Below are 10,263 nucleotides of genomic sequence, written 5' to 3' on the forward strand. Positions count from 1 at the left end.
AAAAAAATCATAGGAGTCGCAATGTCCTCTCCAGAAGAAGACGATCGGCGCGAGTTTTTAAGATCCTGCGGCAGGTTCGCCCCCGTAACACCTCCGAGTATCATANCCTTGCTTTCGACCTCACTTACTAGCAGCGCAATTACCAGCTCCGACGGCTGGCGTGGTGTACGCCTAATAACTGTCGCTCAGAGCAGAAGGCCGCCCGAGAGGCAGCCTTAGACTGTCACCGGTGTTTGCCGCTGTCCGCCAAGGACCGTGCGAACCTTGACCGTCGCGTTCTCGCAGGCGAGAGCGTCAGCCTGCGTCAGATTGCGGAAGCTCGGGTAGCTCAAGGGAGCGCCTAAGCGGCAGCGGAGGAGCGAACGTTCCCCAAGATCGCAGAAGGGCCACAAGCGGCCGTCAGCGCCGAGCCCAGCAGTGTGAACGGAAGTCGCGACCTCATTCGATCACCTCATCGGCACGAGTCGAGCTCGCTCTTCAGAGATTTGAAATCTGCAACAGCTTGCGGTCGCCAATCCAGGTTCTGGCAAGGTCGGCCTCGGCCTTGCGAGCTGCGGCGCCATCACCGCGTGACTTATGCAATTCCGCCAGCCCGTAATACGACCAGCCATTGGCGGGCGCCCGGCTGAGCGCGCGCTGGAATTGCCGCTCCGCCTCGGCGTAACGGCCGGCCTGCAGCAGGGCGGCGGCAAGCGACTGCCGGATCGGATAATACCAATAAGGCGGCTCGGTGTAGGCCAACTCGTCCTGCAATGCCGCCGCCCGGTCGAACCGGATAATGGCGGTCCGATAGTCGCCCTTGGCCTGAGCTACGCGTGCGAGGACCACCGTGCGCGCGATGCGGAGCACCTCCTGCGCCGGGACGCCTGAATCCTTCAGCAGCTTGAAGTCCGCGGTGCGCTCGATCGTCTCGATGGCGCTCGCCGCGGCAGTAGCGCCCGCGAAGTCACGGTTTGCCGCGAGGGCGACGCCGCGCCCGTAGAGCCACATTGCCTTGACATAGGGAATCGCATCGCCGGGATCCGGCAGCGCCAGAATGGTCTCGGGCGTGCTGAACTGCGCGTGGGCGAAGTAAGGCGCCGCCTTGACCGGCTGCACCATCGCAATGCCCTTGGCAGCCTCGGTGGGAATGAGCTGGCCGAGCTTCTCCGCAGCCGCAATGACGGTCGGGCCGTCGCCGGCCATCTGCGCCGACGCCATCACGAAGTGCACGTTGTGCGGATAATAACCGAGCCGGTAGACTCCCATCGGCGCGTTGGTCTCGGCCAGGTATTTTTCATCGACCTTGACCGCGGTCTTGTTGTCTTCCAGTGCGTCGAGATACCGGCCAACTCGGTAGTAAATGTGGCTCGGCATGTGGACGAGGTGGCCGGCACCGGGGATCGCACCGCGCAACCGGTCGGCATAAGGCTCGGCGCGCTTGGGCCGGTCGGACGCCTCGACGGCATGGATGTAGAGGTGAATTGCACCGGCATGATTGGGATTGCGAGCCAGCACACGCTCCAGCGTCGGCACGATCGACACGCTCTGCGGCTTGGCTTCGCGGCCGCCAGGCTTCCAGTAGTCCCAGGGGCTAATATCCATCACGGCCTCGGCATAGAGCGTGGCGATTTCGTCGTCGTCGGCAAACCGCTTTGCTACCTTTGCCATTTCGACCGCGTAGGCTGCGTCAAACGCGGCGCGCGCCGCCTTCGGATCGCTGCCGTAGCGGGCCGCCAGAGCACCGATCAGCGCCTGCTCGCGTGGGCTTGCCTTCCCGGCAAGCGCCTTCGCCTTCTGCGCGGCAGCGTAGGCAGGCCCGGCAGCGTCTTCCGGCATGGGAAGATTGATGTTGGGACCGAGCACCAGCGCTTCGCCCCAAAAACACATGGCGCAGTCAGGATCGAGTTTTTGCGCCATGCGGAACGCGCGCCGCGCCTCATCGTAATTGAAAGCGAAGGCGAGACGCAGGCCCTGATCGAAATAAGCCTGCGCGCGCTCGTTTGCGGTCGTGATCTTCCAGGTGATGGAGCCAATGTCGATCCACAGCGGCGGCTCGGTGTCCGTGAATGCCGGCGCGGGGCTGGCGGCACTCATCTCAGCGCGTGGCACTTCCGTCTGAGCTAGGCGAAAAATCATGGTTGGCCGGGCGGTTGCGGTCGGCGTGCCGCAGATCGGAAGATCGGCATCGGCGAGCGGCAGCGATACATCCGCAGCGGTTGCGCGTGCGTCCGCGAGGATGAAGCCACTCCCGGCCAGCAGCGCCGCCAGTGCTGTGCCGCCAAGTGCACCAAGACTTGCGGAAAGCAGCAGGCTTCGCGATCGCGTAAATGTCGCCATGATGGGCTCCAGAATCGGCGGAGGAAAAAATCTGCCGGATGCGGGACTCCAAGGGGCCGCTGGAACCGGATCCAACGAGACCCCGAAGCGAAGTTTGAGACGTTTCCGTCCTTCCCGCAAGGCGACTGCAGTGCCTCTGGCTGCGACACCTTAGCGTCGGCGGAAAACGCGGTCTGGGTGCAGAAGCGTCCTGCCCTATGTCCGGTGGACGCGCCGCGCCGGCAGTCACGCCCTGCTGAACGAGATCGTCGATAGTCTTGGGGTCGAGTTTCCCAGAGGGTCAGGGGCGGCCCGGGAGGAAGCCTCGCCTGTCTCCGGATCGACGAGATGAAGGTGGCCATTGCTTCGAATTTCGCAGTAGCCGTTGGACCGGATTGACCAATTCGGGGTTGACTCGTGCTCCTAATCTAAAGGCCAGGCGCATGGCCGAGTTGGATCCGACATCGCCGCAGCGACTTCCAGTTCAGACCGCAGGTTCTCCTATTCTGACGGCGGGCGGCATCGTCCTCGCGATCGGAGGTCTTTATTTCGGCAGCGAAATCTTCGTTCCTTTCGCGCTCGCCATTCTCCTGAGCTTCATTCTGACCCCCATGGTTAATTGGCTGAGGCGCTGGAGAGTACCCCGCATCGCAGCGGTTCTGATGGCCGTAACGCTTGCTTTCATCGTGGTCGCAGGCGCCGCCCTGGTCGTGGGCCGCCAGCTCGTCCAACTTGCCGACAATCTCCCGAAGTACCAGAGCACTATAACCGAGAAGATCCACTCCTTGCAGAAATCGGCGCCAGGCGGCGGCGTCCTCGACAAGGTCACCACGACAGTCGAGGATCTTGGCAAAGAGATCTCCGGCGAGCAGAAAAGGAGCGAAGCGGAGCAGCCCGGGTTAACGGCGGGTGCGCGGACACAAGAACCGGTCACCGTCAGGCTGGCGCCGCCCCAGCCTAAGCCTCTCGAGCTCATTCGTTCCGTCATCGGTCCTTTGCTGGCGCCGCTGGCGACCGCTGGGCTGGTCGTGATCTTTGTGATTTTCGTGCTGCTCGAGCGGGAAGACTTGCGCGACCGATTTATCAAGCTTGCGGGAGCCGGTGACCTCCAAAAGAGCACGCAGGCCATCAACGACGCCGCCGCCCGGGTCAGTCGGTACCTAGTGATGCAGCTGATCGTGAATCTGAGCTACGGAATTCCGATCGGCATCGCGCTCTACTTCGTGGGCGTACCAAACGCGATTCTGTGGGGACTACTCGCCGCAGTGCTCCGATTCATCCCTTACTTGGGCCCCTTCATTGCGGCGCTGTTCCCGATTGCCCTTTCGATCGCTGTCGATCCTGGCTGGACCATGCTGTTCTGGGTCGTCGGCCTGTTCCTAGTGGCCGAACTGATCAGCAACAATGTCGTCGAGCCTTGGCTGTATGGCTCCAGCACAGGCCTGTCATCGCTGGCCATCATTGTCGCAGCGATCTTTTGGACCATGCTCTGGGGGCCGGTGGGGCTATTTCTTTCGACGCCTCTGACGGTCTGCGTCGTCGTTATCGGACGCTATGTCCCACAATTGGAGTTCCTGGGCATTCTTCTCGGTAGCGATCCTGTCCTCGCTCCGGAGGAGCAGCTCTACCAGCGCCTACTGGCCGGCAATGTGGAGGAGGCGGTGGAGATCGCAGAGGAATACGTGGACAAAACCTCCTCTTGTGAGTTTTACGACAACGTGGCCATTCCTGCTCTCCGCCTCGCGGAGAACGACAGGCAACGCAGCACCGCCGACACAAACTATCGTCGTCTCGTCGCGGAAACCGCTACCTTCGTCGTGCGAGAGGTCGAGGACCATGTCCGGGAAAAAGCTGCCCTGGACGATAGTCCTCCCACCGCCGAGCGTTTATCCGTCCTTTGCCTTGCAGGACGAACGGAGCTCGATCACGCGGCAGCAGAGATGATCGCGCAGGTGCTTCAGGAGCGTGGGTTTACCGCCAAAGTTTTGCCGCCTATCGCAGTCACCCAAGGCGCGCTGGGCCAGCTCGAACTTCATGGTATTGACGCAGTTTGCTTGTCCTATTTTCACCGGCAGCCCCAGGTGTTCGCGCGATACGTGTTTCGTCGAGTGCGCCGTCGCGCCCCTCATCTAAAGCTCGTCGTCTGTTGCTGGAACCTGATGGGGGGTGCCGAACAACCTGAAGAACTGAAGCAGCAGATGGCGGCAGATGCGGTGTTGGCGTCCCTCCAGGCCTGCGTCGACCAGGTTGGCGTATGGATTCGCCGAGCAGCAGTCCGAGGCGAGACGCTGCAAGTCGTCGGCGAGACGGAGCCGACGCAGGCTGCGTCACTGGCCAGGATCGGTTTGGTCGCTTCGCGTCGGCAGGAACTCGACCTGGCCTCCAGGAAGATCGCTCAGGCATTCGACGTGTCGATCGCACTCGTATCGTTCTCCGATGGCGCCGCGCAGGAAGCTCAGGAGAGCCGCGAGAATTCGCTGGACGCCCATGTCATTGCTGCCAACGATGTGCTGGTTTCGGAGGACGTTACTGAGGACGCGCGTTTCGCGGATGATCCGCGCGTACTGGAGAAAGGTATCCGCTTCTACGCGGGAGCCCCTCTCCGGACGTCATCCGGTCAGGTCGTAGGCTGCCTCTCGCTAGTCGATACGCAACCGCGCAACTTCCCGGACCAAGATCGTCTACGACTGCAGAATATGGCTAACGCGTTGATGGTCGATATCGATTCGAGACCGAATGACGCGGAGGTTCATGCCGACGGCCTCAAGCCATAAGATCAAGTAGATACGTTCCCGAAGACCGGTCGCACCGACTAGGCGTCATCGACACAACGCTCCACAGCTTGTTCATCGCGGCTTCCAGGATCGGTTGGCCAGCGTTGCGACCCAGAGCTCGAAGTGATCCTCCGCGTGTCGGCAAAGGCGGAGCGGATGGCCCGCGAGGCGGCAGCGAAACAGAAGCCAAAGACCTGTTCGGCCCAGACACCAGATTCTCAATGTTGCTAGTTTCGTCCACGTGGGAGCGAATGCTCGAGGAAGAAACGCAGCATTTCCCTCGTTGCATCCGGTCCGTCCGGATCGGTGTAAGAGCCGGCCGGGCAGCCTCCCGACCATGCGTGTCCGGCTCCGTGGATTTCCCAATGCTCAAGGATTCCGTGTCCTCCGGTGTCGATATGGATAGTGCGGGTGTAGGCATGCCCTCCGGGTACCTGCCCTCGGTACACCTTCACGGTCGTGCTCGTCCCGCCGATGGATTGCCGGACAATTCGACTGCTGTTGTTCGAATGCACGGTGGTGTCGCGATCGCCGTGGAAGACGATCGTCGGAATGGGCGGGCCGTCGCTCGGCATTGCCTCGGGCCCGCCGCCTTGCTTCATGGCGATCAGCGCGGAGGAAAGGTCGGTGGCGGACCCACAGGCCAGTCCGGAATGTACGCCAATCGCTGCGTACAGATCGCCGTAAGTCGATCCCATAACTGCGGCGGCCGCAGCCCCGGCCGACAGTCCGGCGACATAGACGCGTTGTGGGTCGACGGAATGGTCGCGCATGATCTGGCGGGTGATGCCGGCGATGAGCGAGGGCTCGCCGCCGCCGCGTTGCTGGTCGGCCGCACGAAACCAATTCCAGCATTTCGCCTGGTTCGCTTCGGCCTGCTGCGCGGGATAGGCCACGAAGCAGGTCTGTTCTTCGGCAATGAAGTTCATCCGCGTGCCGGCGGCGAAATCCTCCGGCGACTGCGTGCAGCCGTGAAGCATGATCACCAGCGGAATGGACTGTCCACGATAGCCGCTGGGGATGAACAGTCGGTAGGGGCGGCTCCCCGCGGCGTTGCCGTAGCTGCCTTCGACGAACTTGGCGCCCTCGGGCACGATGTCTGCCACGGACGGCGGGGCGCGCCTCAGCGATCCTCTGAGGCCGAGCCCCGAGAGGTTCTTGGCGAGATCCACAGGCGGACGGACCGTGCGACGCGGACCCCTCGTCGCGGTGACGTGTGGCTTGGGGTCGATGGTCGGCAACTTTCTTTCTGTCGCGGTGGAGCGGTGTGTTGTGGTGGCTGTGGCGTCCGGTGTGTTCTCACCCCGAAGCATGCGTTGGAGCAGCGCGGTGGCCTCGACGAGCTGGCCCGAGCGCGTGAGGCGTGTGGCTTCGCGAACGATGTCCAATTTCAGCATGGCCTTACCTTGTTCTGTCGGAGAGAGCGGATTTGACGGCGGGACTGGCGTGCAGAGCTCCCAGCACGGAGACCGAGGCGATGGTCGCGCGAGCGAGCTCCGGCGTGACGTCTTGGGCGATGGTCGCAAGGCCCAGAACATTGATGTGCAGCATCTCGCCCGCCCGCCGCGCCGCCTCGAGATCCTCGCGGCTGTAGTTGCGCAAGCCGAGGTCCAAGCTCTTTCGGGCCGTGGACTGCTTGACGACGTCGGCGTGACGTTCGAGCTGGTTGCGGATTGCGGTCCGGATGAAATCGGTCCGGTTGGAGTAGAATCCTTCCTGGACCATCAAGTCGACCTGACCGAGATCGACAAAACCAAGATTGATCGTGATTTTCTCGCTGTCGGAGGCTTTGGGTCGGATTTCATGGACGTTGCTGACCATCGTTTTCCATCTCTTGGACATCTGTGTGGATGGTATTCGGATGGAAATCGGGTTGCAAGGTCCTCTGATTGGCTGCGGCATCGATCTTTGCGGTGCTAGTGCGCCGCAATCGAATTCCAGACCCATCTGGACGGGTGCGGCGCGATCTATGGCTCATGGGGATGATTTTGCCTGACCTACTCCTGTTCGCTCCTTTTTCTTCGGACAGAGTTGTGACGCAGGGTAGCGAGAGGATCGAATGGCGGCCGTTTCCATCACGGGCAGCACCGACGGGCCCAGTCGCTTCTTGGCGACGGTTATCAAGTGGTGCTGCACGCTCGATCGGCGGATCGCGCCGCGACCGTCGGGCGATCTCGCGTCGCGGACTGCAGGGATCGTCGTCGGCGAACTCCGTAGCGCTGCCGAGACCACAACCGCTAGCTTGGTGTACTTCAGCAGTGGCCTTCACCGCGGCGGGGAGGCTGGGGACCTCGACTGGGCGAGACGGGCCTGGGATCCGGCAAAGGCCTACGCCGAAAGCAAGCTGCAGGTCGTGGCGCTGGCATCAGATGCGCGGTCGAGAAAGGCTGGCTCGAGCTGCATGAGTCCGGGACGTACGTGCGATTGCTGAAGCCCGGAGAGGACCTGCTGCAGGCCCAATCCGTGTAGGGGCTCCGCCGGATGAAATCGCGACCGGCGGGGGTATCAGGACATGCTTGAGATGATTCTCATCATGCTGGCGATCGGAACGCCATTCGCAGGTGCGATCATTGTCGCTTTCGAGATCAAGGCGGCGCGTGAGAGGCGCCGCTGATTCTTTCACCTTTCGCATTCCACGGGCCCCTCCGTCGGCTGCCGGATCCGGCCAACTGCGGGACGGAGAGACGAAAATCCGCAAACTAGCCGCAAAAGAACCTTCGTTACATTTTCGTGATTGAACTTATTAACTATTTAATTTATTTAATAGCATCGAGGTAATATAATAAATCCGTTGTGCAGGTGGAGAGCATGCCATGACAAGGCAAGAAGATGACGATCGGCGCGAGTTCCTAAAGACGTGCGGAAGGTTCGCCGTCGTGACGCCTCCGGCCATGACGCTCCTGCTCTCGACATCCCTCACGTCCGATGCAATTGCAAGGTCTGGTGCCGGACCGGCCGGCCCCCGTGGCAACAATGGCTATGGCAATGGCGGCGGTGACGGCAGCCCCAACGGTAAACCTGACAAGGATCGCTGACACACTGGGGACGGTTCGGAACCTTGAGCAATTGCAAGTTTTCCCGATGCCCTTCCCCAAGGGCATCCCCGATTGGCCTCAGCTCCACCGTCCCATTGCCCCCGGAGCTGGGGCCCATTTGTTTGGCCCTCGCCCCAAGCAAGGCGACGGCGAAATTCTAAACTAGGCTATTAGCGTCGGGGATGGGCCGAACGGCAGATCCAACAAGACCCGCCGACCCTTGAGGCAGCTGTACGGTTTGCAGTGCGGCTTACCGCCTAACCGCGCCGCCCTTCGTCTCTCGTGAGTGCTGCTAGTCTGTCCAACTGAGTGGCCAGGCCGGCGAAGCTCCTTGCGATGTTCTTTAAAAGGGACATTCGGGCGGCTGAAATACCTGGAGCTCTGGAAAGTGCCTTGTAGTGTTCTGCTGCTTCTTGGCAGGCTGCTGCGGTAAACATTCAGGCTCCCTACGAAAAACGACGATAGGTGAGAATTGCTGCCATACTACCGTGGGTCGCGCAGATATCCAAATCACAACAGCGAGTGAGCAACGCTTCGCCCTGTCCCAAACTGACTAAGTCCCAAATCATCCAGACAGCGGCTGGGGACTTTTCATCGGTGGTACCGGCCCGCCAGCGTGAACCGGCGGGCCTCGCAACAATCGCGATTGGAATGCAAACGCGCTACGTTTTGGCGAATTGCCTCGCCGACTCGATACCGGATGCGATCTGGACGAGCTTACGGGCTGCGGCTTCAGGATCCGCATAGGGGCGGGGCTCAACATGCTTCATGCCGCGGCCTGATCTTCCTTCGACTCGCCACGGGCCACTATCTTGAGGGCTGCATCGGGCAAGGGCCGCTGCAGCGCCTTCGCTTCGTCCCACGGCGCGCGCATCCAAATGTCGCGCTCCTCATCACTGGTTAGAATCACCGGCATGGCCTTTGGGTGGATCGGCTCCACCACTGCGTTCGGTGCCGTCGTCAGGAAGCCGTAGACCTGATGCGGCCCTGGGATCGGCCTCGACTTCGTGCCGCGGTCGCCGTTGAAGGTCGTCCAGATGCCCGCGAAGGCAAACAGGGCCGCTCATCGGCAGTGCGAACCAGACAACGTCCTTCTTTCCGGTCGCAGGGTTCGGCTCTGGCGCGTACTCCGAAAAACTGTTCGCCGGCACCAGGCAGCGGTTCTCCGGCTTGAGCCAGGCGCGCCAGTGCGGCGAGGTGGTATTGCGCACATTGGTCACCGGAGGTCCTCCGACACGTGGCGGTGGCGGCATGCCCCAGCGCATCATCGTCATTTCGCGCTGACCGTCGCTGGCGTTGTGGACAACCGGCGCCGGGTAATCGGGGAAGACGCAGGGCATCTATAGCGCGACAATCTGGATGGGAAGCGCGCGACAATCAGGATGGCGAGTCGGTGCCGCGGCGAGGTGATGATTGCCGCGATGATTGTCGCGCGCAAGAGTTTTGTTCGCTCTGATTGTCGCGGAGCGTCAATCAGCGAGTGTTTTTGGTGTCGCGTGCGAGGGTGGCGTCGGAGCATCTCCTCGAAGATGGCCACGGGCCGCACGCCGGGAGCCGCCTTCAGCATCGGCACGACCTCCAGGCCGAAGACGTTGGCCAAGGGATCCGGCCGGCGCCTTTGCCGCGGTGACTTCTTTTGCGACGGAAGACGCAGATCCTTCTCGAGCCGATAAGCGGTCGACGAACTGAACGACACCTTCGCGGCCGCCACTGACGGCGAATTGGTTTGACGGAACTTCATGTAGAGCCTCATCTGGTGATCGGTGACATGGCAGCCTGGCAACGGGTGATTCCTCTTTGGCGAGAAGAACCATCCATCACCGGCCAGCCGCGATCACCAGACGGCGCGGTCCGCTCGGATCGCGCCGTCGCCGGGCTCGTAACTCCGGTCGGGCTACGCCCTCCCTGCGTCACGAGCCCGGCAAAGCTCTCTCATCCTAATCTTACTGAGTCATCCGGCCGCAGCCGTTGAGGCTGAGAATCAAGTATTTGTAGGGATTCAATGTTTGGCGCGCGGAGGGCCAGATGAATCTCGATCAAGGCGGAGACAGCAAAACCCGGTTTGCGGAGTATGTGGCGGGGCTTGGTAGCGTGATCGGTCACGCGGAGCGGACGAGACCGCTGCGCGATTATTGCACTGGCCTGATGTTGCCGGG

5 protein-coding genes and 3 pseudogenes are annotated in these 10,263 nt (G+C 61.8%); 3 read left to right on the plus strand and 5 right to left on the minus strand.

The genetic code is table 11. From position 1 onward, the window contains the following. Nucleotides 1-477 precede the first annotated feature (477 nt). Complete coding sequence (locus YU9_RS43865; RefSeq protein WP_036019189.1) at nt 478-2,319, minus strand: tetratricopeptide repeat protein; 1,842 nt, start codon at nt 2,317-2,319, stop codon at nt 478-480. 422 nt (nt 2,320-2,741) lie between these two features. Between YU9_RS43865 and YU9_RS43870 the strand changes: the two genes are divergently transcribed. Further along, on the plus strand, nt 2,742-5,072 hold the full coding sequence (locus tag YU9_RS43870; RefSeq protein ID WP_051380663.1) for an AI-2E family transporter: 2,331 nt from the start codon (nt 2,742-2,744) through the stop codon (nt 5,070-5,072). A 227-nt stretch (nt 5,073-5,299) separates the two neighbouring features. Here the strand turns inward: YU9_RS43870 and YU9_RS0137465 are convergent, their stop codons facing one another. Both YU9_RS0137465 and YU9_RS0137470 read right to left on the minus strand, forming a co-directional pair. Next, on the minus strand, nt 5,300-6,469 hold the full coding sequence (locus tag YU9_RS0137465; protein WP_027577298.1) for a PHB depolymerase family esterase: 1,170 nt from the start codon (nt 6,467-6,469) through the stop codon (nt 5,300-5,302). Nucleotides 6,470-6,473: 4 nt separating this feature from the next. Further along, nucleotides 6,474-6,893: a CopG family transcriptional regulator gene (locus YU9_RS0137470; protein WP_027577299.1), complete on the minus strand. Its 420-nt coding sequence runs from the start codon at nt 6,891-6,893 to the stop codon at nt 6,474-6,476. 238 nt (nt 6,894-7,131) lie between these two features. Here YU9_RS0137470 and YU9_RS50560 point away from each other — a divergent pair. Beyond that, a pseudogene (locus YU9_RS50560) lies at nt 7,132-7,485 on the plus strand (daunorubicin C-13 ketoreductase); the annotation flags it as partial. 400 nt (nt 7,486-7,885) lie between these two features. After that, a complete protein-coding gene (locus tag YU9_RS46920) occupies nt 7,886-8,107 on the plus strand; it encodes a hypothetical protein (protein WP_084299211.1) in 222 nt (73 codons plus the stop codon). A 766-nt stretch (nt 8,108-8,873) separates the two neighbouring features. Here YU9_RS46920 and YU9_RS43880 read toward each other — a convergent pair. Together YU9_RS43880 and YU9_RS46930 are read right to left on the minus strand one after the other, a co-directional pair. After that, nucleotides 8,874-9,447: pseudogene (locus YU9_RS43880) on the minus strand (SOS response-associated peptidase). Nucleotides 9,448-9,608: 161 nt separating this feature from the next. Next, a pseudogene (locus YU9_RS46930) lies at nt 9,609-9,925 on the minus strand (IS21 family transposase); the annotation flags it as partial. Nucleotides 9,926-10,263 lie beyond the last annotated feature (338 nt).

Origin of the sequence: Bradyrhizobium sp. WSM1743, from assembly GCF_000473065.1 — a bacterium.
Classification (GTDB): Bacteria; Pseudomonadota; Alphaproteobacteria; order Rhizobiales; family Xanthobacteraceae; genus Bradyrhizobium.

Excerpts from the sequence above, each read along its gene's own strand:
- YU9_RS43865 (WP_036019189.1), bottom strand. The coding sequence starts at position 2,319 with ATGGCGACATTTACGCGATCGCGAAGCCTGCTGCTTTCCGCAAGTCTT.
- YU9_RS43870 (WP_051380663.1), top strand. The coding sequence starts at position 2,742 with ATGGCCGAGTTGGATCCGACATCGCCGCAGCGACTTCCAGTTCAGACC.
- YU9_RS0137465 (WP_027577298.1), bottom strand. The coding sequence starts at position 6,469 with ATGCTGAAATTGGACATCGTTCGCGAAGCCACACGCCTCACGCGCTCG.
- YU9_RS0137470 (WP_027577299.1), bottom strand. The coding sequence starts at position 6,893 with ATGGTCAGCAACGTCCATGAAATCCGACCCAAAGCCTCCGACAGCGAG.
- YU9_RS46920 (WP_084299211.1), top strand. The coding sequence starts at position 7,886 with ATGACAAGGCAAGAAGATGACGATCGGCGCGAGTTCCTAAAGACGTGC.